Here is a 21,097-nt window from a genome sequence, read left to right on the forward strand (position 1 = left end):
CGCGCGGGAATGCGATGGAACACCTCGCGCGAGTCTTGCGTCAATCCTGTTGACATAAGGGTGCGCGGCCCCTTCACTGCTGCTACGCGGCCCCGACCGACAGGAGCACCCGCCATGACCACCCGTGTCCCGCAGGAGCGCAGCCGTCGTCGTCCGACCCGCTCGGGGGTGCTGCTGTCGGAGGAACTGATCGTGGAGACCGCCCTGCGGCTGATCGGCGAGCACGGTCCCGAGGCGCTCAGCGTGCGCCGGCTCGGCACCGCCCTCGGCTGCGACCCCAGCGCCCTCTACCGTTACTTCCACGGCACCGACGACCTGGTGCTCGCCATCGCCGACCGCATCATCGGCGACGCCATGGCAGGCTTCGCCCCCGGGGACGACTGGGCTGCCGCGCTGCGTGAGATGGCCCTGCGGGTCCGTGCCGGATACCTCGCCCACCCCCGTGCGGCCGCCTTCGCCTCGTACCGGGTGACCCGGCGCCAGAACGAGCTCCGGGCCGTGGACACCGGGATCGGACTCCTGCTCTCCGCGGGTTTCGCACCGGCCGACGCGACCCGCCTCTATCTGACGTTCATCGACACCGTGCTCAGCCACGCGGCCATGGACGCCGCCTTCCAGGCACTCCCACGGCAGCAGCGTGAGAGCGACCACCGGGCGTGGAGCGAGGTGTACCAAGGGCTGGACCCCGCGTCGTATCCCGCGCTGACCACCGTGCACCGGGAGCTGCGCTCAGTGGGGGACAGTTCCTTCGAGGAGGCGATCGACCTTCTGCTGGAGGCACTGAAGGCCCGTGCCCCCGCGAGCCGGCCGCGTTGATCGGCGACGGGCGGATCTCCACCGGCCCCGACAGCACCAGCCCCGGCACCGGCCCCGGCACCAGCACCGGCACCGGCCCTGACAGCACCGGCCCCGGCACCCAGAGCCCGCGCCTGCGAACGTGTACCCATCGCATCGCCGTTGATCTGGAGACCGTCGTGACTGACAGCGCCGTACTCGCCGGGGAGATCCGGGCCCGCCTGGCCGGATACGAGCACCGGTTCACCACACTGTTCGAGGAGTACTTCCGGGGGTTGAGCGCCTCGTTCGACGCGCCCGCGTTCAGCAGGTTCACGCCCGACTGCCTGGGCCTGCTGCGGGATCTGTCGCTGCGCGGCGGCAAACGGATCAGGACGGTGTTCCTCTACGAAGCGGCGCGCCTGGTGACCGACGAGCCCGTCCAAGGGCTGGACGACGCCGCGCTGAGTGTCGAACTGTTCCAGACCCATGCCCTGGTCCACGACGACATCATCGACGACAGTCCCCTGCGCCGGGGCGGACCCTCCACCTACTACGCCTACCGCGGGAAGTTCCCCGACCAGCCGCAGGTCGCACTCGGCCTGGCCCTGCTGGCGGGCGATCTGGCGCTCGCCCTGTCCCTCCAGGTCCTGCTGGACTCTAAAGCGCCCCTCGCGGTGCGCCAGGCGATGGTCGAGGTGCAGACGAGGGCGGCCGCAGCCACCTTCGTGGGCCAGATCATCGACATGGAACGGGACTTCACCACGCTCGCGGGCGAGGAGGTCCTGCACGACGTCGCCGACTACAAGACCGCCCGCTATTCGGCGCTGGCCCCGCTGCAACTGGGGCTGCTCGCCGCGGGCGAGCGGCCGGAGCCCTTCGAGCAGGAGCTGCGCCGCTACGCGCGGCCGGCCGGGATCTCCGGTCAGATGCGTGACGACTACCTCGACCTCTTCGGGGACGCGGAGATCATGGGCAAACCCGCGGGGACCGACATCGGTGAGGGGCGGCGCAACTACCTCGTGCAGGCCCTGCTCGCGTCAGCCACCGGCGCCGAGCGGGCCGTGGTGGAGTCCGCGCTCGGCGCCGGCGCCTGCTCCCCGGAGACCCTTGCCGCCGTCCGTGAGATCGCGTACAGCTGTGGCGCGGAGCGGAAGCTGCGAACGGACATGCGCCACTACGCGGAGCTGGCCTCGGCCGAGGCCGCCGGCTGGCGACCGCGATGGCGTCCGGAAGCGGTCGCCTTCTTCGAGCACCTGCCGTTGTGGAACCTGGAACGGGCGTGGTGAACACCCGCTGAGGGGGGCGCTTCCCCCGCTGCGGTCACGGGCGGGTGCGGTGCCGGCCGCACTTGCGCGGACGCGGACGTTCAGAAGGCGTACCGGATGCGCAGCCACGGGGCCCGGGCGGCGATCAGCGTACGGAGCCGGTCCACCGCCCGCGCTTTGACGGGGCTCGCGTAGCGGACGTTGAGCGCGCCGTTCTCGGAGCGTTTGGTCTCCTGGAGGTCCGGTCGCCACAGCGCGTCCTCGGCGCGGGGATGCCAGCCGAGGTTGACCTCGTGCAGCTCCCGGTTGTGCGTCAGCATGATCACCTCGGCCGCGGCCTGTCGCTTCACCCGGTCGGGCAGGACATCGTCGAGATGGTCGAGGAGTTCCGTCCAGGCCGCTTCCCAGCCGGGGCGGACGACGACGGGGGAGAGGTTGAAGTGCACCTCGTACCCCGCGTCCAGGAAGTCCGCGGCGGCGGCGATCCGCTCGGCGACCGGTGAGGTGCGCACGTCCAGCAGCCGCGAGTCCTCCGGGGGCATCACCGAGAAGCGGATGCGGGTGCGGCCGCGCGGATCCAGTGCCAGCAGGTCCGGGTTGACGAATTTGGTGGCGAAGGACGCCTTGGCCGTCGGCCACTGTCGGAAGGCGTGTACGAGATCCGCGGTGTTGTCGCAGATCAGAGCGTCCACCGAGCAGTCGCCGTTCTCGCCGATGTCGTACACCCAGGCCTTGGGGTCGCACTGGTTCGGCTCGGCCTTCGGGCCCTGCCGGGCGATGTGCCGGCCGATGTGGGCGACGATCCGGTCGATGTTGGTGAAGACGGTGACCGGGTTGGCGTAACCCTTGCGGCGCGGCACGTAGCAGTAGGCGCAGGCCATCGCGCAGCCGTTGGAGGCGCCCGGCGCGATCCAGTCGGCGGACCGGCCGTTGGGACGCGTGCTCGGTGACTTGCGTTCCCCGAGGACGAGCGTCTCGCCCTTGACGCGCACCCAGCGCGCGACGTTGCCCTCGTTGCCGTGCAGACCCGGAATGCCCCAGTGGGACTCGATCTCGACCAGCCGCGCCTCGGGGAACCGGGCGATGATCTGGCGGCCGCGCGGGGAGGCGGCGGCCGCGGGTTCGGCGTGGATCTCGCGTACGGGCAGCAGCCGCCGCGCGGTGTCGGAGTCGCGGAAGGACGGCCGCCCGGTGTGCGGAGCGGCGGGCCCGGGGCCGAGGGCGTCGAGCCCGAACAGGGCGTCGGAGCCGTCGTCCGAGGCGGCGGACGGGGAGTGCATGAACGTTCCGGTTCGGCTGGTGCGGGACTGAACGGATCAAACGGATGAATCCTCACCACCCACCTTACGGCGCACGTCAGCGAGGCACCGACCCCCGGGCGCAGGCCGCGAGGCGCTCCGCGAGCGCGACGACGAGGTCGCGCAGTTCGGCGGGGCGCTCGACGGTGAACGGCCGGTCGAGGGAGGCGAGCACCGGCGGCAGCCAGTCGAGCCGCTCCGCCCGCAGTTCGACGACCAGCCAGCGCTCGGTCGCCGGATCCGCGCCCGCCGCGGACGAGGGATCCTCCACGCTCGCGACGCTCGCGGGAAGCCGCGCGCGGATCTGCTCGACCGTCCCGTGGATCCGCAAGGTCACCTCGTGCCGGTAGGCCGCCGCGGCGAACCCGGACAGGACACGCTGCGCCGGGTCCGGTCCGGTGGGCGCCTCGAACGACCCGGGCAGCGTCCTCGTGTCGGCGATGCGGTCGAGTCGGAGGGTCCGTTCCTCCCCGATCCCGGGGTCCGTGCCGGTGACGTACCAACGGCCCGCATGGGCCACCACCCCGTACGGGTGCAGCGTGCGGTCGCTGCGCCGACCGTCGCCGTCGGTGTACCTGATCGAGACCGGCCGGCGATGACGTACCGCGTCGGCGACGGTGAGCAGCACCCCGGCGTCAGGGGTGGCGAACTCGCCGGGCGGTTCCGTGAAGGCGAGGGATTCCAGGACCGTGTCGAGCCGGCGGGCCAGGCGTTCGGGCAGTACGCGCCGGATCTTGGCCGCCGCGGTCTCGCTCGCGGTGGCTGTCGTCGTCAGCCCCGTTCGGCGGCCGGCGACGAGGCCGAGCAGTACGGCGATCGCCTCGTCGTCGCCGAGCATCAGCGGCGGCAGACGGTGGCCGGGGGCGAGGCGGTAGCCGCCGTAGCGGCCGCGGACCGACTCGACCGGCACGTCGAGGTCGATCAGCTGGTCCACGTACCGCCGCACGGTGCGTCCGTCCACGCCGAGCCGGTCGGCGAGTTCGCGCATGGTCCGGGTGCCGCCCGACTGAAGCAGTTCCAGGAGGGTGAGCACGCGGCCGGTGGGTCGGGACATGTTCCGAGCCTAGCGCCGATAGTGGACCGATTCTGTCCACTATTTGTTCTAGCGTGCGAAGCGCAACGGCTCGACAAACGGCTCGACACACCCCGCGAACAGGGAGAACACCATGGACTTCGTCTCGATCCGGATCATCACCGATGACGTCGCACGCCTCGTCGGGTTCTACGAGAAGGCCACCGGGGTGCCGGCGACGTGGTTCACCGAGGACTTCGCCGAACTCAGGACCCCCGGCGCCACCCTCGCCGTCGCCGGCACCCGTACGGTCCCGCTGTTCGCGCCGGGCTCGTCCCGTCCGGCCGACAACCACAGCGTGATCCTCGAGTTCCTGGTCGACGACGTGGACCGCGTGCACGGGAACCTGACCGGCTTCGTGACCGACTTCGTCAACGAGCCCACCACCATGCCCTGGGGCAACCGCTCGCTGTTGTTCCGGGACCCGGACGGCAACCTCGTCAACTTCTTCACCCCGGTGACTCCCGCGGCGATCGCGAAGTTCGCCCCGGCCGACCGGGCGGCACCGACCTCGTGAGACGCGCGCCTCACGAGGTGCGAGGGGGCCCGCTACTCGGCCGTGACGAAGCGCAGACGGCGGCGGACACGGGGCGGGGCGTTCCTGCGGGCGCGGATCTCCTGGACGACGGCGACGATGACGACCACGGCCCAGGCCGAGGTGAACACCCCGGTCTGCTCGTCCGAACCGAGGGCCAGCCAGCCGACTCCCAGGCCGCCCAGGGTCAGGCCGGCGGCCGCCGCGAGGGGCGAGGGGCGTCGGCGGCTCAACGCGCGGACAAGGCAGAGCGTGGCGAGGGCGAGGGCCGGAACGGCGAGGATCTCGACGTTGTCGTGCGCGGTGTAGTCGTCACTCACGTCGGCCTGCGCGGGGTCGTACCCGCCGCTGTAGTTGTCCTCGAAGAGCCGGTAGCCGGAGGAGTCGGCCGGCAGCTGGTAGTAGGCGCCGTAGGAGGAGTCGTAGTAGTAGAGGGTGCTGAAGTTGCTCTCCGTGACCGACGTGTAGCCGTAGTCGTCGACCCCTCCGCCGATCGCGACGCTCGCCATGACCAGGGCCCCCGCCCCCCACCACAGGACGGTCGAGGCGAGGGGAAGCCAGCGGAACAGGGCCAGTCCGAGGACGACGGCGATCACCCACACGCCGACGAGCGCGTCGGACGAGTCCCCGTACGTGTCCTGGCAGCCGATGCTGACGACGCCGGAGGCGACGATCCCCAGCAGGGCGACGATCCTGCCGGACGCGATGGTGAACCGCCGTTCGCCCGGCGCGGGCGACGGGCCACCGCTCGTCTGCGCGGTGGACGGCTCCGGGGCGCCGTCCGCCGCGCCGGGCACGGTCGAGTCGACCGGACCGCCCGGAGGCGGGACGGCGGGCCTGGGCGGCGGAGCCGGCGCGGTACGGGTCTCCTGCTGCGCCAGCGCGGTGTGCCCGGGACCCACTCTCGAGTCGGCTTTGGCGCGCGCGGGCGGCACGGTGGGCGCGGGCGGCGCGCCGCCCGGGGCCGGGGTGGCTGTCCGCGGGGCCGGCGCGGCCGCCGGTGCGCTCAGCGCGGCGAGGGTCGCCGCCAACATGTCCCGCAGCTCCGCCGCGCTGCCGGGCCGCTGCTCACGGTCCTTCGCCAGGGTCCGGAGCACGAGGTCGTCCACCGCGGCCGGGATCTGCGGGCGCAGCCGGGAGGGTGGGACCGGTTCCTCGCTGATGTGCTGGTGCATCACCGCGAAGGGGGAGTCACCGAGGAACGGCGGGCGGCCGGTGAGCAGTTCGTACAGCAGGCAGCCCGCGGAGTACTGGTCGGAGCGGCCGTCCACCGGCCGGCCCGTGAGCTGTTCGGGGGAGAGGTAGGCGGGGGTGCCCACCGTCATGCCCGTCGCGGTGAGGCGGGTGGTGGTCTCCGCGACGACCTTCGCGATCCCGAAGTCCAGGACTTTGATGCCGCCTTCGGACGTCAGCATGACGTTGGACGGCTTGATGTCGCGGTGGATCAGGCCCTGGGCGTGGCTGTGGGCGAGGGCGTCGGCGATGTCCCTGGCGACCGCCAGCGCCCGGACGACCGTGAACGCGCCGTCGGCCAGGGCGGCGGTCAGAGTGCGCCCCTCGATGAACTCCATGACCAGGAACGGAGTCGTCTCTCCGTCGGTGGTGTCCTCGCCGACGTCGTGCAGCACGGCGACGTTCCGGTGGTTGAGCGAGGCTACGGTGCGCGCCTCCCGGCGGAACCGGACGCGGAACTCCTCGTGCCGGGTGAGTTCCGGCGGCAGCACCTTCACCGCGACCGTGCGGCCGAGCTCCCGGTCGGTGGCGCGCCAGACTTCACCCATTCCCCCGCGTCCGACCGCCTCGACCAGTTCGTATCGGTCCGCGAGTACCCGCATGGCTCTGCCCCCCTGGTGGCACAGGGCAGCGAGACAACAGTTCGGCCGCCCGAAGTTCCGGAACAGCGGCAGACGAAAGGGCGGCACATCCGGAACTCCCCGGTGGCGGTGTGTCTTTCGCTCGACCGCCCGCTCACCCTACTGGCGAAAATCCGCCCATGGGATGTTCGGTGCCTTCCAGTACAAATGTGCGAAGCGTTCCCCGGCGGGTCTGCGTCGGGGTAAGCCGAGGCGAGTGCGCGGCGTCGCGGATCGGGTTCTAGGACCTACCAGCTGAAGTCGATCTGCAGCTTGCTGTAGTTCTCGGGGAAATTCGTTGTCTTCCGCTTGTCCGGTGCGATGGAGACGTATTTCCAGCCCGTGGAATTCAGGTTGTACCGCCATGACTGGGTCTGGGAGCCGCAGTTCTCGACGGTGATGAAATTCGGCCTTCCGCCGCCCGGGTCCAACCTCGACGCGACAATGGAAGCGCACGCCATGCCCCCGGCGGAGGCCGCGGGAGCGACGGCCACTCCGCCCGCTACCAGCGCAATCGAAAATGCCGCTACCGTCCCCAGCTTTCGCATGACTGAATCCCCCAACTCCACCAGCGAATCGGAACTTCGATCAAGGCCTCGGTGCGACCGCATTTGCGTGACGCAAAGAGGCGAGCGTCGGCAACTCTAGCACTGCCGAACGGAATTGCGCAGGGTGTTCGAAGTCCGTCCCGGAAGGCACGCAGCACGCACGGCATGGTGTCTCCCGGCCACTTCCGCGGGACCGCCGTGTCCGCACGGGAGAACTCCGTTTCCTCGGCATGGAGGGAAATCTCCCCGGTGAAGGCGACGCATCAGAGGGGCGACGCATCGTCCGACGGCGAAAGCCTCGGCTCGGGCCGGATCGCACGCGCCCCCGCGGCCGGCGTCACTTGGGCGGGGCGGTGGTTCCCCGGACGACGAGACGGGGAGCGACGACCTGCTCCCCGGTGGCGGTCCGGTCGCCCTCCAGGAGGGCTACGGCCCGGGTGACGGCGAGGTGGGTGAGGCGGGGGACGTCCTGGCCGACGGTGGTGAGGTCGATGTGGGCCAGCCGGGCCAGATGGCTGTCGTCGAAGCCGACGACGGAGATGTCCCCGGGGACCGTGACGCCGGAGCGGAGGAAGACGTCGAGGACGCCCGTCGCGCAGCGGTCGTTGAAGGCCATGACGGCGCTGGGCCGCTGGTGGCCCGTCAGCAGGGTCCGGGCGGCCGCGGCGCCGTCCTCCTCGGTCAGCCCGCCGGGGAGGACGCGGAGGTGCCCGCCGAGCCCGTGACGGTTCATCGCGGTGCGGTAGCCGCGGCGTCGGTCGGCCGCGCCCGGTGCCTTGCCGCCGTCGATGTGGGCGATGTCGCGATGGCCCAGCGCGACGAGATGATCCACGGCCTGCCGGGCTCCCTCGTCGTCGGCGGTCCGTACGACCTCCACACCCGCGATGGACGGCCTCAGCCGACGCGCCACCGAGACCACCGGCAACTGCCCGGCGATCTCCGCCAGTTGTGCGGCGGGCGCCTGGGGGCCGAGCAGGATCAGCGCCTCGCAGCGATCGGCGAGCAGCGACTCCACGGCACGCTGCTCACCGCGCCCGGCGGCCACGGCGCTCAGCGCGATCTGGTACCCGGCCGGCTCCGCCGCCGCGTAGATGCCCTCCAGCAGGTCGGAGTGGAACGGGTGCTTGAGGCCGAACTGCACCCCGAGGAGCCGGGAGCGGTGGCTGCGCAGCAGCCGCGCCCGGGCGTCGGGACGGTAGCCGATCTCCCGGGCGGCCGCGAGGACGCGCTCGCGGCTGCCGGCGCCCGCGCCCTTCGCGCCGCGCATCACGATGGAGACCAGCGCCGTGGACACGCCCGCCCGCGCTGCCACGTCGGCGAGAGTGGGCCGCTTTCCGTCGGGGACCGCCGGGCTCACTGGCACGCCGTCCTTCCTGGTCCGGAACTTCTCCGGCGAATTGTCGGGACGCCGATCATAGAACGTTCCAGCCACGCGTCACGGAGAGGCGGTGACGTCGGCCGGGCAGTGACGTCGGCCGGGCGGTGCGTCGGCCGAGCGGTGAGTCGGTCAGACGGTGAAAGCGGTCCGGAAGCGTTCCAGCGCGGCCTCGCTGTCGGAGGAGGCCCATGCCTCCATGGCGACGGTGCCCTCGTAGCCGATGTCCGCCAAGGCCCGGGCGACGGCCGGGTAGTTGATCTCTCCCGTGCCGGGCTCACAACGGCCCGGCACGTCCGCCACCTGGATCTCCCCGATGAGTCCCGCGCCGTGCGCCTTGCGGACCAGCTCGATCAGATTCCCCTCGCCGATCTGGGCGTGGTAGAGGTCCAGGTTCATCCGCAGCCCCGGCCGGTCCACGGCGGCGACCAGGGCGAGGGTGTCGGCGGCCCTGGCGAAGGGGACGCCGGGATGGTCGACCGCGGTGTTGAGGTTCTCCAGGGTGAAGAGGACCCCGGCGCTCTCACCGAGCTCGGCGATCCGCGTCAGGGTGCGCCGCGCGGCCGTCCACATCTCGTCGGTGGGTTCCCCGTGCACCGGCACGACGGGCAGCCCCTGACCGTCCAGACCGGTGCCGTGCAGGTTCAGCCGGGTGCAGCCCAGGTGCTCGGCGGCCTTGAGCGACTCCTCGGCCGTGCGCAACAGCTCGGCGGCGCCGTCCTCGTCGGTGAGGCTGCCGCTCACGTATCCCGTCATGGAGACGAAGTCGGCGGGGGTCCGGGCGAGGGCGTCGAGGTCGTGTCTCGTCCAGTCCCAGATCTCGACCTGGAAGCCCGCCTCGTGAAGCCGCCCGGCGCGTTGCTCGATCGGCAGGTTCCTGAAGACCATCTCCGCGCAGACCGCCAGTGCGTACATCGCGGCTCTCCTCTCTCCGGACGCCCGGATACTAGAACGTTCTATAGCTCTTGAGCAGTACGCCAGCCGGCTCGCAGGTGTGTCAAGAGCCCGGCGACGACGATGCCTGGAACGTTCTAGTAGAGGGTTCCGGTGATCCGTCCGGTGATCGGTCCGAGAAACCGTCCAAGGACCCGGCCATGGACTCGTCCAAGGACACGTGGACCCGTCCAGTGGCGTGTCCCGCAACGTCCCCCTTGTCGCGCCCCGCCCCTCAGGGAGTGCGAGCGGTGAACGCCCTCAGTCGGTCGCCCGCAGCAGCAGCTTCCCCGTGGACGTGCGCCCGCCCATGAGCCGGTGCGCCTCGGCCGCGTCCGCCAACGGGAACTCGGCGGTGACCGGGAGACGCACGGTGCCGTCGGAGACCGTGCGGAAGGCGCGCTCGGTGAGGGTGCGCAGTGCCTCGGGGGCGGACTGCGCGAGCGACAGGATGGAGAAGCCGCCGACCGAACGGCCCTGTGTGTAGAGCTCGGGCTGCCCGACCTGCCACGGCTCGGCGCCACTGGCGTTGCCGAAGGACACCAGGCGTCCGAAGACGGCCAGTGCGTCGAGGCCGCGGCGCAGGGTGTCGCCGCCGACCGGGTCGAGCACCAGGTCGACCCCCCTGCCGCCGGTGGCGCGGCGGACGTCGTCGGCGAAGGCGTCGCCGGTGAACACCTCGTCGTAGCCGTGCTCGAGCGCGTACTCGGCCTTCGCCGCGGACGACACCACGCCGTACACCGCCCCGGCGCCCGCCGCCCGGGCCAGCTGGCCGGCCACCGTGCCGATGCCGCCGGCCGCACCCTGCACCAGCACGCTCTCCCCGGCCCGCAGCCGCCCGACCTCGTGGAGCAGGGCGTACGCGGTCGGCACCACGGTGGGCAGGGCGGCGGCGGTACGCAGGTCCAGGCCTTCGGGGAGCGGGAAGACGGTGACGGCGTCGGCGGCGACCACCTCCGCGTAGGCTCCGCCGCCGACCAGCGCGGCGACCTCCTGTCCCGGCCGCAGCCCCTGGACGCCGTCGCCGACGGCCCGGATCCGGCCGGACACCTCCAGGCCCGGCCGGAACGGCAGCGACCGGACCCGGTATCCCTCGGCACGCGCCTTGAGGTCGGCGAAGTTCACGCCGACGTAAGCGGCGTCGATGGTGACCTGGCCCGGCCCTGGGTCGGGGGTCCCGGTCCGGACGAGCTTCAGCACCTCGGGGGCACCGTACTCGTGGAACTCCACTGCGCGCATGACGGATCACCGCACCCTTCGATGAGTGTTCAATGGGAAGCGAACACCAGGACTGTAAGATATTCATCGAACACTCGGCAACAGGCCGGGACGCTCCGCGGGGTGTCCCGCCGGGCAGGCGTTGAGACGGGAGCGGCATGTCGAACCAGGCTGCGGGCGGTGGTCACCGCGCGGCGCCGGTGCACACGGATCCCAAGGAGGTGTCCGTGCTCACGGCGCTGTCCGCGATCTCCGATCCGGTGCGCATCAAGCTGATCCGCGACCTGGCGGGATCCGCCGACTGGACGCGCAGTTGCGGCAGTTTCGACGTGCCGGTCGGCAAGGCCGCGCTCAGTCACCACTTCTCGGTCCTGCGCGGCGCCGGCCTGGTCGAACAGCGTGACGAGGGGCCGAAGCGGGTCAACCGACTGCGCCGTGAGGAGTTCGAGGAGCGCTTTCCCGGACTGCTCGCCCTGCTTCTGCGTGACGACGAGGTCATCGCCGCCGAGTGATCGGCAGGCCCTGCGGGCCGGTGCCTGCCCCCGATCCTGCCTGCGTCGGCCAGGCCGTCGGCCGGCGGGCCGGCGTGCGCGGGCTGATCCGGTGACGCGGTGAGCGTTGGCGACGTGGCCACGCGCCTCGGGTGACCCTCGGCGCCCGGGCTCGGGCGGTGGCGCCGAAGCGGCGGGCGGGGCGCCTCGTGAACCGGTCCCGGGCGACGGTCGCAAGCTGATCGCGTGATGGCGGCCACTCCGTTCGATACGGCGTACCGTACGATGACTCGTATGCCCCGTCACTCCGCTTCGCTGGACCGCGCGACCCCGGACCGTATCGCCGGGACCGCCCTGCTCCTGATCGACGAAGGCGGCCCGGAGGCCCTGACCTTCCGGGCGCTGGCCACACGTCTGGAGATCTCCCTCGCCTCCCTCCAGCGGCGCTGCACCGACCTGGCAGGACTGCTGGACCTGTGCACCGACCACCTGGCCGCCCGTCTGCCGGAGGCCGACCCGGACGCCGCGTGGGCGGCTGCCACCCGGACCCGCTTCACCGCCCTGTACCGGCTGCTTTCGGACCACCCGGGACTGCTCGCCCTGCGCGGGACGCGGCCCTGGCTCGGCCCGAACCTGTTGGCCCGTCTCGTCGAGCCGCAGCTCGCCCACAGTCTGGCCGCCGGGATGACCGCCGAGGAGGCGATCGTCGCCTACCGGCGCATGTACCTGCTCACCCTCGGCAGCGCGAGCTTCGTCGACCACCGGGACCCGAAGCCCACACAGTCGGCGACCCGCACCGCGCTGGCCGCACTCGACCCCGACGCGTTCCCGGCGCTGACCGGCAACGTGACCGCGATCGTGTCCGCCGTGACCGACCACGAGGTCTACCACGGCGCCCTGGACCAGCTCATCCGTGCGGCGGACCCGCTCCGGTCCGCCCCGTGACACCCCGTTCCCCCGCACGGTGCACCGCCCCCGCCGCGTCGAGCCGTCAACGAAAAGCGAGGATTCCCGCCATGAGCACCACCGCCCCCGCCGCACGCGTCTTCAGCAGCGACAACGCCGCCGGCGCCTCTCCGGAGATCATCGAGGCCGTGGCCCGGGCGGCCTCCGGCCAGGCCATGCCCTACGGGGCCGACGACAGCACGGCCGCGGTCCGGCGTCGTCTGAGCGACATCTTCGAGCGTGAGGTCGACGTGCTGCCGGTCTCCACGGGGTCCGCCGCGAACGCGCTGGGTCTGGCCGCGCTGACACCGCCCTGGGGGAGCGTCCTGTGCCACCGCGACAGCCACATCAACAACGACGAGTGCGGGGCGCCCGAGTTCTACACCGGGGGCGCCAAGCTCGTGCCGCTCGGTGGCGCCGACGCCAAGATCGACCCCGGTGAACTGCGCGCGGCCGCACGGCACAAGGCCGGGGACGTGCACAGCGTCGAACCCTCGGTGGTGAGCGTCACCCAGGCCACGGAGACCGGAGCGGTCTACACCCTCGACGAGATCCGCACCCTCGGTTCGATCGCCGAGGAGGCGGGGCTGCGGCTGCACATGGACGGTGCCAGGTTCGCCGGAGCCGTCGCCTCGCTCGGCTGCACTCCCGCCGAACTGACCTGGCGGGCGGGCGTCGACCTGCTGTCCTTCGGGGCCACGAAGAACGGCACGATGACGGCCGACGCGATCGTCGTCTTCGACCGCTCACGCACCGCCGAACTGGCCTTCCGTGCCAAGCGTGCCGGGCAGCTCGCCTCCAAGATGCGCTTCCACGCCGCCCAGCTCGACGCCTACCTCACCGACGATCTGTGGCTGCGCAACGCGACCCGCGCGGGCGCCATGGCCGTCCGCCTCCAGGAGGGTCTGAAAGCCATACCCGAGGTCGGACTGCTCGGCGCCGCCGACGCCAACATCGTCTTCTGCCGCCTGCCGCAGCAGGTCACCGAAGGGCTCCTGGCAGACGGCTACGCCTTCTACCACGACCGCTGGGAGCCGGGTGTCGTCCGCTTCGTCACCTCCTTCGCCACCACACCGCAGGACGTCGACCACCTGCTCCGGGCCGTCGGTCGACACGCCGCCTGAGCGGCCGGCGCCGCCGGAGGAGCGCCGGGGCGTCGGCCGGTGCCGCCGGAGGAGCGCCGGGGGCGGATTCCCGTCGTCGCGGCGAAGGCGGTGGGTGCCCGCGGGGCGTCCTACCGGTCCTCGACGATCACGAGCCGGTCGTCGACTGTTTCTGCGCGAGCGGGGTGACGGCGATGCGGTCGATGACCGGCGCGTACGGCGACCGCTGGTCGTAGGGGTTGTAGGTGTCGCCGTTGAAGTCGGGCAGTTCCCCGGCGGTGAAGGCCAGTCTGTTGGCGCCCTTCCTCAGCGTGACGGGGACGGTCAGTTCCCAGAAGTTGTCGAAGTGGAAGGTGGTCGGGAACAGCACCCGGCGGGGCGGTCCGCCGTTGACCGAGAGATCGGCGTGGCGGGCTATCGGGTCGGGGTTGTAGTGCGTGGCGGGCGCCTGTTCGGCGTTGGAGTAGCGGATGGTGACGGCGTGCCGACCGGCCCTCCCGGCGACGACGTCGACGGTGAGCGCGTTGGCCGTGCCCGCGCCGATGTCGGTGACCGCCTTGCCGCCGGACGCGAAGGCATAGGCGTCGGTCACTCTGGCGGCGCCGGTCAGCCGTCCGTCCTCGGCCTGGTAGACGGCGGTCGTCGATCCGCCGCCGGGCCGGGTGACCCGCAGCCGGTCCAGAACCGCTGCCTGCGAGACGCCCGTGACGGTGATCTTGTTGATGCCGCCGGACAGGAACAGCCGCACCGCGTCGGTGCCCTTCTTCGCCCCGCCGACCTCGGGGACGTCGAGCTTCTCGCCGTTGAGGGAAAGACTCGCCCGGCCTCCACCCAGGTGGTCGACGTACACGGTCGACACGCCGTCGGTGGGGGAGTGCACCCAGAAGGTCGCGGAGTCACCCCTGCCCAGCGGTACGGTGCCGGGGCCCGAAGCGCCGCTGTGGGTGTAGCGGGGGCGCGTTCCCGTGAGGGCGGCGTACTCGGCCTCGTACACCGCCGGCGCGGCCACCTGCGCGTCGCGCAGCGAGAGGTCGACCTTGTCGATGATGGCGTCGCCCCTGGTGACGCCGAGGTCCTGGTCCCGTGCGGCGAGCGTGAGGCGGTGCTTGCCCGCCGTCAGCCGCACGGTGGTGTCGGTGTGGCCCCAGACCACCCACTTGTAGCCGAGCGGCAGCCGCAGTTCCTGCGGATCGGCGCCGTCGACGCGCAGGAAGACGTTGGTGGGTCCCTGCTCCTTCACCAGGTCGTACAGGTTGTAGGAGTTGGCGAACACGCTCAGGTCGTACGTGCCGTCCTGGGGGACATCGACGTCGAAGGCGAGGACCCCGTCGGATCCGGTGCGCAGCCCGCCGACGTTGTAGGTGCCCGAGGTGGCGAACCCGCCGACGTTGGACGGTGTGCCCTCGGGGCCGTTCCTCGAGTAGCCGCCACCGGTGTACGAGGCGTTCTCCGCCTCGTACGTCCTGCGCCAGCTCACCGAGGGCTGGGCGGATACGCCGCCGTGCCCGCCGGGGGAGAGGATGACCTGGTAGGCCGACATCTCGTTCATGCCGGTCATGGGGAGGGCCACGGTGCCGTCGGCGCCGACCGTCAGCTCCCGGTCGGCCAGGCGCAGCGGCTGGGCCGAGTCGCCGACCTGGCCGGTCCAGGGGATCTCCTGCACGGTGGCGTGCACGGTCCCACCGAACAGTTCGGGGTCGATGTTCCGGAAGACGACGTCCGCGTCGCCGCTCTTGCCGCCGAAGATCGCCCGGGCCTGTTTCTTGTCCTCGTCGAGGGTGGCGACGCCCTGGAGGGTGTACTGCTCGTTGGGGTGCGGGGCGGTCACCCGCACCGTGTGGCCGGACATCTGGCCGTAGGCGTTGAACAGCCACCACTGCCCGTTGCCCTTGTTGGCCTCGACAGCCGAGTCGTTGAGGTTGCCGTCGATGTTCCAGTACGCCAGATCCGCGTCGATCTTGGAATCCTCGATCGCCGCGACCCACTGGACGACCTGGCCGGGCACGGAGAGGTGGTAGTTGTGGCCGTACTCGTTGACGTTGATCGGCAGCGGGCCGACACCGACGTCCTTCTCCATCTGCCGGTACTTCGCCACGTTGGTGCGGACCGCGTCCGGAGACGACAGCTCGTGCCAGGTCATCACGTCCGGCACCACGTCGTTGGCCTTCGCGTATTGCAGGAAGCCCTTGACCTGGCTGTAGAGGACGCTGGTGTTGGGTCCTGCGATGCGGGCGTCCGGGTCGAGGCCCTTGATCAGGTGATAGACCTCCTTCCAGGCCGCGAAGTAGTACTGCGGGTCGGTCAGCCAGGAGACCTTGTTGTAGCTCCAGTCACCGGTGCCGAACATGTTCCCTTCGGGTTCGTTGAAGGGGACGTAGACGATGTGGTCCTTGTAGTCGCCCATGGTCAGGACCTGGTGGACCTGCTTCTCGATCTTCGCCTCGAAGTCCGCGAGCCGTGCCGGACCGTCCGCGCCCGGCCACTGGTAGGGGAAGCCGCGGTAGATGTCGGTCATGTAGACGTAGACGTCCCGGCCGCCGGAGTCCACGAAGGACGGGAGTATCTCCAGGGCGTCCGCGCCCGGATGCTGGGGCCCGTCCTGCGCCTTCGTCGACACCGTGCGGACGTGCATGCCCTCGAGGACGTTGCGGCTGGGCACGCCGTCGCCGTAGACGCCGTACAGCGAGCCGGAGGCGCCGCCGTGGAAGGCGCCGGTGTCGGTGGCGAGGTCGATGGTGAGCCGTTCGGTTTCCGCCGCGCGGGCCGTGCCGGTGGCGGCGGGTACGGCGAGCAGGGCGGCGAGGGCGGTGACGGCGGTGGCGCCGGCGCCGGCTCTTGTTCTGCTGCGGGTGCGTCGCACTGAAGCCTCCGTGGGGTGATCCGTCGTGGAGTCGTCGCGGGAGTCGTCATGGATGTCGTCATGCATGTCGTCATGGATGTCGAACCGGTTCGATGAACGCGAGGCGGAAGCTAGCACCGCGGAAAAGGGGGCAGCAATACCCTCGACGGGGATTGGGCAGCAGATACCCGGAAGTCTGCGCAGGCCATTGACAGCGGCTCCTGACGCCCCTAGCTTCCCTTCACGCGAACCGGTTCGACGGCCGGTCCGCCGCATTCGAACCGGTTCGACGAAGGAGTCCCGTGAACATCGGTGAGATCGCCAAGCGGGCCGGTGTCTCGCGGAGCACCGTGTCCTACGCGCTGAGCGGGAAACGGGCGGTGTCGCAGGAGACGCGGCGCAAGATCCAGGAGGTCATCGACGAGTTGGGCTACCGGCCCAACGCCAGCGCGCGTGCCCTGGCCAACGGGCGGACCAGCACCATCGGTCTGGTCTTCCCACCGGCGGGCAACCACTACACCGGCATGCAGCTCGACTTCATCGGGAGCGTGGTGGAGGCGGCGGCGGCCTACGACTACGACGTGCTGCTCTCCCCGAGCGGCGTGGACAGCGACCGTTCGTTCCAACGGCTGCTGGCGGAGCGGCGGGTCGACGGCGCGATCCTCATGGAGATCAGGCTCCAGGACGACCGGGTCGCCCACCTCGGTGAGGAGGACTTCCCCGCCGTCTGCATCGGCCGCACGGCCAGTTCCGACGGTGACCGGTGGGTCGGTCTCGACCACACCGCGCTGGCGGCGGCCTGCGTCAACCACCTGGCCGACCTGGGACACCGCAGGGTCGCCCTGGTGAACCGGCCCGAGCACCTGTTGCGGGCCGGGTACGAGTCGGCGCACCGCGGCCTCGACGGCTTCACGAAGGCCGCGGCCGAGCGCGGACTCACCGTGCGGACGTACTGCTGCGGCGACGACGCTCCCGCCGGGCAGGAATGCCTGGAGCGGATCCTCCACGACGACCCGGCCACCACGGCGCTGGTCACCCTGAACGAGGCCGCGCTCGGCGGTCTGTACCGCGGTCTGGCCGTGGCGGGCCGCCATGTGCCGCGCGACTTCTCCCTCACCGGGGTGGTGGCCGGCCGGTGGGCGGAGACGGTGACCCCGCAGCTCACCGCGGCGGACGTGCCGGCCGAGCGGATGGGCCGACTCGCCGTCGAACTGCTCGTCGAGCGGCTCGACCACCCCGACACCCCGCCCCGCCACCACCTCCTCGTACCGCCGATCTCCCTGCGCGCCAGCACCGGACCCGCCCCCGCAGCCCAGGGCTGACACCGCAGCCCACGGCCGGCGCCTCGCCCCCGCCGGCACCTCACCCCACGGTCGGCACCTCGCTCCACGGTCGGCATCTCGCTCCACGGTCGGCACATTGCACCCCGGTCGGCACCCACCACCCCGTTTGGCATCTCACCCCACGGCCGGTACCTCACCCCAAGGCCGGCACATCGCACCCCGGTCGGCACCCAGCACCCCGCTCGGCACCTCACCCCACGGCCGGTACATCGCACCGGTCGGCATCCAGCACCCCGGCCGGCACCTCGTCCTTCGAGTCGTCGCCGCTCCCGTGGAACGTCTGCCGCCCTGTCGCCGGCAGTCCCGAGCGGCCGTCTCTCTGCTGTCTCCCTGCTGTCTCCCTGCTCCTTCTTCTTCGGCATGCCCATGCCCAAAACCCCAAGGAACGCCATGAACAGAACCCCCGGCCGGCGGCTCACCGCCGTGGCCCTGACCGTCGCGGCCCTCGCGGGCGGCACCACAGCCTGCTCCTCCGGCGGCAGTTCCGCCGCGACGGGTGACGACAGCGGCACCTACAGCGTCTGGGACCCGTACCCGCAGTTCGCCAAGAACTCGGCGTGGGCGAAGCTGCTCGACGGGTGCGGCAGCAAGGCGGGCGTGAAGATCAAGCGGACCGCGTTCGACACCAGCGACCTGACGAACAAGGTCCTCCTGGCGGCCCAGCAGGACAACTCCCCGGACGTGCTCATCGTCGACAACCCCGTGGTGTCGACCCTGGCGGAGGCCGGCGTCCTCACCACCACCGACGACAACGGACTGGACACCTCGAAGGTCGACGCCAACCTGCTCGCGGCCGGCCAGTCGGGCGGCAAGACGTACGGAACGCCGATCGGGGCCAACACCCTCGCCCTCTACTACAACAAGGCCGTGCTGAAGGAGGCCGGCGTCGACATCGCCTCGATCAAGGACTGGCCGTCGCTCACGGCGGCGCTTGGGAAGGTCGACAAGGCCGGCAAGAAGGGCATCACCTTCTCCGCGATCGGCACCGAGGAGGGCAGCTTCCAGTTCCTGCCCTGGTTCTGGGGATCGGGCGCGAAGCTCACCGAACTCGACTCCGCCCAGGGCGAGTCGGCGCTGGCCCTGTGGACGGACTGGCTGAAGAAGGGGTACGCCCCCAACTCGGTCATCAACAACACCCAGACCACCAGCTGGCAGGAGTTCGCGAGCGGTGACTACGCCTTCGCCGAGAACGGCACCTGGCAGCTCGCGAACGCCGAGAAGGCCGGCTTCGACTACGGCGTCCTGCCCGTACCCGCCTCCACCGGGGGCAACGCGTCGGCCCCGACCGGCGGCGAGTTCGTCACCGTCCCCGTCCAGGGCGACACCGGCCGCTACCCCGCCTCGCAGAAGCTGGTGACCTGCCTGACCAGCACCGAGAACCTCTACGCCACCGACACCACCCTCTCCTATGTGGCCCCCACCGCCGAGGTACAGAACAAGCAGGTCGCGGCGAACGCCGGACTGAAGCCCTGGGTCGAGGCGGTCAAGGCGGCCAAGGGCCGCACCAGCGACGACCTCGGCACCCGGTACCCCAAGATCTCCGAGCAGATGTGGAAGGCGGTCCAGTCCGCCCTCAGCGGAGCCAAGTCCCCCAAGGGTGCGCTCACTTCGGCCCAGTCCGCAGTCAAGTGACGTGGCACCGATGAAGCAGACGGCCTACCCCCCGGCCCGCCGCACCGGACCGGACCGAAAGGGGGCGGCCACCGCCGCCCCGGCCCCGGCCCGCCTCGCGCCACGCCGCCGCCCGACCTCCCCGCAGTGGGCCGCCTGGGCCTTCCTCGCCCCGGTCACCCTCTACCTGGCCCTCTTCTACGCCTATCCCCTCTACCGCAACCTCGATCTGAGCCTGCGCGACTACACCGTCCGCTCCTTCGTCCAGGGCGACGCGCCCTTCACCGGCCTGAGCAACTACGAAACCGTCTTCCAGGACCCGACCTTCGGCCCGGCCCTGGTGCACACCGTGGTGTTCACCACCGTCTGCCTGTTCTTCCAGTACGCCATCGGCCTGGCACTCGCGGTCTTCTTCGACCAGAACTTCCGGCTCTCCGCCACCCTGCGCGCCCTGTTCCTGGTGCCCTGGCTGCTGCCGCTCATCGTGTCGGCCTCCACCTGGTCCTGGATGCTCAACAGCGAATCGGGCATCGTCAACGCCGTGGCGAGCGCCTTCGGCATCGGTCCGGTGAACTGGCTGACCTCGCCGTCCTGGTCGCTGACCTCGGTGATCATCGCCAACGTCTGGATCGGCGTCCCGTTCAACCTGGTCGTCCTCCACAGCGGTCTTCAGTCCATCCCCGGCAGCCTGTACGAGGCGGCCGCCCTCGACGGCGCGGGCGCCTGGCGGCGCTTCTGGAGCATCACCTTCCCGCTCCTGCGCCCGGTCTCCGCCATCACCCTGCTGCTGGGCCTGGTCTACACGCTCAAGGTCTTCGACATCATCTGGATCATGACCAAGGGCGGTCCGGCCGATTCGTCCACCACCTTCGCCACCTGGTCCTACCAACTCGGCTTCGGCAACCTGCTGCCCGCCTTCGGCCCCGGCTCGGCCGTCGGCAATCTGCTCGTCGTCGCCGCCGTGGTCTTCGGCCTGGTGTATCTCAGGGTCCAGCGAAAGCAGGCACTGTCGTGAGCGCGCCCGTCATGCACCGTCCCGACCGCACCTGGTGGAAGACGGCCACGGGTCTCGTCCTGACGGCCGTCATGCTCTTCCCGGTCTACTGGATGCTCAACGTGTCCTTCACCCGCGAGCAGGACATGCGCAAGAGTCCGCCCGGCCTCTTCCCCGCGCACGGCACGCTGGAGGGCTACCGGGCCGTCTTCGACCAGCAGTTGCCCTACCTCGGCACCAGCCTCGTCATCGGCCTCGGCACCGTGGTCCTCACCGTGGCGCTGGCCGCTCCGGCCGGCTTCGCGCTGGCCAAACTGCGGCCACGCGGCGGCGGTGTCGTGAGCTTCCTCTTCCTGGTCGCGCAGATGATTCCCGGCATCATCATGGCGATGGGCTTCTACGCCATCTACCTCAGCCTCGGACTGCTCCAGTCGGTACCCGGTCTGATCGTCGCGGACTCCACCCTGGCCGTCCCGTTCGCGGTGCTGATCTTCACGGCGTTCATGTCCGGCATCCCGGAAGAGCTGCTCCAGGCCGCGAGGACCGACGGCGCCGGGCCGCTGCGCACGTTCCGCTCCATCGTGCTGCCCATGAGCCGCAACGCCGTCGTCACCGTGTCGCTGTTCGCGTTCCTGTGGTCCTGGTCCGACTTCGTCTTCGCCGGCACCCTCGCGGGCGGCGGCGCACACGAGCCGATCACCCTCGGCATCTACCACTACATCGGCAACAACAACCAGGAGTGGAACGCCATCATGGCCACCGCCGTCGTGGCCTCGCTGCCCGCCACCGTGGTCCTCGTCGTCGCCCAGCGCTATGTCGCCGCCGGCGTGACCGCCGGAGCCGTGAAGGACTGAACGGCCCTCCACCGAACGGCCCTCCACCGAACGGCCCTCCACC

18 protein-coding genes are annotated in these 21,097 nt (G+C 71.0%); 10 read left to right on the top strand and 8 right to left on the bottom strand.

From position 1 onward, the window contains the following. The first annotated feature begins 114 nt into the window (after positions 1-114). Together ABT070_RS30600 and ABT070_RS30605 are read left to right on the top strand one after the other, a co-directional pair. Positions 115-816 carry a TetR/AcrR family transcriptional regulator gene (locus ABT070_RS30600; protein WP_351765242.1) on the top strand — a complete coding sequence of 234 codons (702 nt, stop codon included), beginning with the start codon at positions 115-117 and terminating at the stop codon, positions 814-816. A 158-nt stretch (positions 817-974) separates the two neighbouring features. Then, complete coding sequence (locus ABT070_RS30605) at positions 975-2,063, top strand: polyprenyl synthetase family protein (protein ID WP_351765244.1); 1,089 nt, start codon at positions 975-977, stop codon at positions 2,061-2,063. A gap of 80 nt (positions 2,064-2,143) precedes the next feature. Here ABT070_RS30605 and ABT070_RS30610 read toward each other — a convergent pair whose 3' ends face one another. Continuing rightward, positions 2,144-3,322 carry a spore photoproduct lyase family protein gene (locus tag ABT070_RS30610; RefSeq protein WP_351765245.1) on the bottom strand — a complete coding sequence of 393 codons (1,179 nt, stop codon included), beginning with the start codon at positions 3,320-3,322 and terminating at the stop codon, positions 2,144-2,146. Between the two features lie 76 nt (positions 3,323-3,398). After that, positions 3,399-4,394, bottom strand: a complete 996-nt coding sequence (locus ABT070_RS30615; protein ID WP_351765246.1) for a helix-turn-helix transcriptional regulator — start codon at positions 4,392-4,394, stop codon at positions 3,399-3,401. 112 nt (positions 4,395-4,506) lie between these two features. Between ABT070_RS30615 and ABT070_RS30620 the strand changes: the two genes are divergently transcribed. Beyond that, complete coding sequence (locus ABT070_RS30620; RefSeq protein WP_351765248.1) at positions 4,507-4,929, top strand: VOC family protein; 423 nt, start codon at positions 4,507-4,509, stop codon at positions 4,927-4,929. Between the two features lie 32 nt (positions 4,930-4,961). Here the strand turns inward: ABT070_RS30620 and ABT070_RS30625 are convergent, their stop codons facing one another. The 5 genes from ABT070_RS30625 to ABT070_RS30645 all read right to left on the bottom strand — a co-directional run bounded on the left by ABT070_RS30625 (position 4,962) and on the right by ABT070_RS30645 (position 10,895). Then, positions 4,962-6,782 carry a serine/threonine-protein kinase gene (locus ABT070_RS30625; protein ID WP_351765250.1) on the bottom strand — a complete coding sequence of 607 codons (1,821 nt, stop codon included), beginning with the start codon at positions 6,780-6,782 and terminating at the stop codon, positions 4,962-4,964. 266 nt (positions 6,783-7,048) lie between these two features. Then, positions 7,049-7,348 (bottom strand): hypothetical protein, encoded by a 300-nt coding sequence (locus ABT070_RS30630; protein ID WP_351765251.1) that lies wholly within the window; start codon positions 7,346-7,348, stop codon positions 7,049-7,051. 337 nt (positions 7,349-7,685) lie between these two features. After that, positions 7,686-8,711, bottom strand: coding sequence for a LacI family DNA-binding transcriptional regulator (locus tag ABT070_RS30635; protein ID WP_351765253.1), 1,026 nt, complete (start codon positions 8,709-8,711; stop codon positions 7,686-7,688). A 144-nt stretch (positions 8,712-8,855) separates the two neighbouring features. Next, positions 8,856-9,638: a TIM barrel protein gene (locus tag ABT070_RS30640; RefSeq protein WP_351765255.1), complete on the bottom strand. Its 783-nt coding sequence runs from the start codon at positions 9,636-9,638 to the stop codon at positions 8,856-8,858. Positions 9,639-9,917: 279 nt separating this feature from the next. Further along, positions 9,918-10,895, bottom strand: a complete 978-nt coding sequence (locus tag ABT070_RS30645; RefSeq protein WP_351765257.1) for a quinone oxidoreductase family protein — start codon at positions 10,893-10,895, stop codon at positions 9,918-9,920. Positions 10,896-11,032: 137 nt separating this feature from the next. On the opposite strand from ABT070_RS30645, the gene ABT070_RS30650 reads away from it, so the two are divergent. The 3 genes from ABT070_RS30650 to ABT070_RS30660 all read left to right on the top strand — a co-directional run bounded on the left by ABT070_RS30650 (position 11,033) and on the right by ABT070_RS30660 (position 13,434). Continuing rightward, positions 11,033-11,386 carry an ArsR/SmtB family transcription factor gene (locus tag ABT070_RS30650; protein WP_351765259.1) on the top strand — a complete coding sequence of 118 codons (354 nt, stop codon included), beginning with the start codon at positions 11,033-11,035 and terminating at the stop codon, positions 11,384-11,386. A gap of 273 nt (positions 11,387-11,659) precedes the next feature. Next, complete coding sequence (locus tag ABT070_RS30655) at positions 11,660-12,310, top strand: TetR/AcrR family transcriptional regulator C-terminal domain-containing protein (RefSeq protein ID WP_351765261.1); 651 nt, start codon at positions 11,660-11,662, stop codon at positions 12,308-12,310. Positions 12,311-12,381: 71 nt separating this feature from the next. After that, entirely contained in the window at positions 12,382-13,434 is a 1,053-nt protein-coding gene (locus ABT070_RS30660) for a threonine aldolase family protein (protein WP_351765263.1), read from the top strand. 127 nt (positions 13,435-13,561) lie between these two features. Here ABT070_RS30660 and ABT070_RS30665 read toward each other — a convergent pair whose 3' ends face one another. Beyond that, a complete protein-coding gene (locus ABT070_RS30665) occupies positions 13,562-16,339 on the bottom strand; it encodes a cellulosome protein (protein WP_351765265.1) in 2,778 nt (925 codons plus the stop codon). Positions 16,340-16,554: 215 nt separating this feature from the next. Between ABT070_RS30665 and ABT070_RS30670 the strand changes: the two genes are divergently transcribed. The 4 genes from ABT070_RS30670 to ABT070_RS30685 all read left to right on the top strand — a co-directional run bounded on the left by ABT070_RS30670 (position 16,555) and on the right by ABT070_RS30685 (position 21,054). Next, positions 16,555-17,574: a LacI family DNA-binding transcriptional regulator gene (locus ABT070_RS30670; protein WP_351765267.1), complete on the top strand. Its 1,020-nt coding sequence runs from the start codon at positions 16,555-16,557 to the stop codon at positions 17,572-17,574. Positions 17,575-17,985: 411 nt separating this feature from the next. Further along, positions 17,986-19,227 (top strand): sugar ABC transporter substrate-binding protein, encoded by a 1,242-nt coding sequence (locus ABT070_RS30675; RefSeq protein ID WP_351765269.1) that lies wholly within the window; start codon positions 17,986-17,988, stop codon positions 19,225-19,227. A 10-nt stretch (positions 19,228-19,237) separates the two neighbouring features. Beyond that, entirely contained in the window at positions 19,238-20,221 is a 984-nt protein-coding gene (locus ABT070_RS30680; protein ID WP_351765271.1) for a carbohydrate ABC transporter permease, read from the top strand. 11 nt (positions 20,222-20,232) lie between these two features. Further along, positions 20,233-21,054, top strand: coding sequence for a carbohydrate ABC transporter permease (locus tag ABT070_RS30685; protein ID WP_351765301.1), 822 nt, complete (start codon positions 20,233-20,235; stop codon positions 21,052-21,054). The last annotated feature ends 43 nt before the right edge of the window (positions 21,055-21,097 follow it).

This window comes from Streptomyces sp. NPDC002884 (assembly GCF_040295245.1).
Lineage (GTDB): Bacteria > Actinomycetota > Actinomycetes > Streptomycetales > Streptomycetaceae > Streptomyces.

Coding starts and splice junctions, on each gene's coding strand:
- ABT070_RS30600 (WP_351765242.1), top strand. CDS start 115: ATGACCACCCGTGTCCCGCAGGAGCGCAGCCGTCGTCGTCCGACCCGC.
- ABT070_RS30610 (WP_351765245.1), bottom strand. CDS start 3,322: ATGCACTCCCCGTCCGCCGCCTCGGACGACGGCTCCGACGCCCTGTTC.
- ABT070_RS30615 (WP_351765246.1), bottom strand. CDS start 4,394: ATGTCCCGACCCACCGGCCGCGTGCTCACCCTCCTGGAACTGCTTCAG.
- ABT070_RS30620 (WP_351765248.1), top strand. CDS start 4,507: ATGGACTTCGTCTCGATCCGGATCATCACCGATGACGTCGCACGCCTC.
- ABT070_RS30625 (WP_351765250.1), bottom strand. CDS start 6,782: ATGCGGGTACTCGCGGACCGATACGAACTGGTCGAGGCGGTCGGACGC.
- ABT070_RS30630 (WP_351765251.1), bottom strand. CDS start 7,348: ATGCGAAAGCTGGGGACGGTAGCGGCATTTTCGATTGCGCTGGTAGCG.
- ABT070_RS30640 (WP_351765255.1), bottom strand. CDS start 9,638: ATGTACGCACTGGCGGTCTGCGCGGAGATGGTCTTCAGGAACCTGCCG.
- ABT070_RS30645 (WP_351765257.1), bottom strand. CDS start 10,895: ATGCGCGCAGTGGAGTTCCACGAGTACGGTGCCCCCGAGGTGCTGAAG.
- ABT070_RS30650 (WP_351765259.1), top strand. CDS start 11,033: ATGTCGAACCAGGCTGCGGGCGGTGGTCACCGCGCGGCGCCGGTGCAC.
- ABT070_RS30655 (WP_351765261.1), top strand. CDS start 11,660: ATGCCCCGTCACTCCGCTTCGCTGGACCGCGCGACCCCGGACCGTATC.
- ABT070_RS30660 (WP_351765263.1), top strand. CDS start 12,382: ATGAGCACCACCGCCCCCGCCGCACGCGTCTTCAGCAGCGACAACGCC.
- ABT070_RS30665 (WP_351765265.1), bottom strand. CDS start 16,339: ATGCATGACGACATCCATGACGACTCCCGCGACGACTCCACGACGGAT.
- ABT070_RS30675 (WP_351765269.1), top strand. CDS start 17,986: ATGAACAGAACCCCCGGCCGGCGGCTCACCGCCGTGGCCCTGACCGTC.
- ABT070_RS30680 (WP_351765271.1), top strand. CDS start 19,238: ATGAAGCAGACGGCCTACCCCCCGGCCCGCCGCACCGGACCGGACCGA.
- ABT070_RS30685 (WP_351765301.1), top strand. CDS start 20,233: ATGCACCGTCCCGACCGCACCTGGTGGAAGACGGCCACGGGTCTCGTC.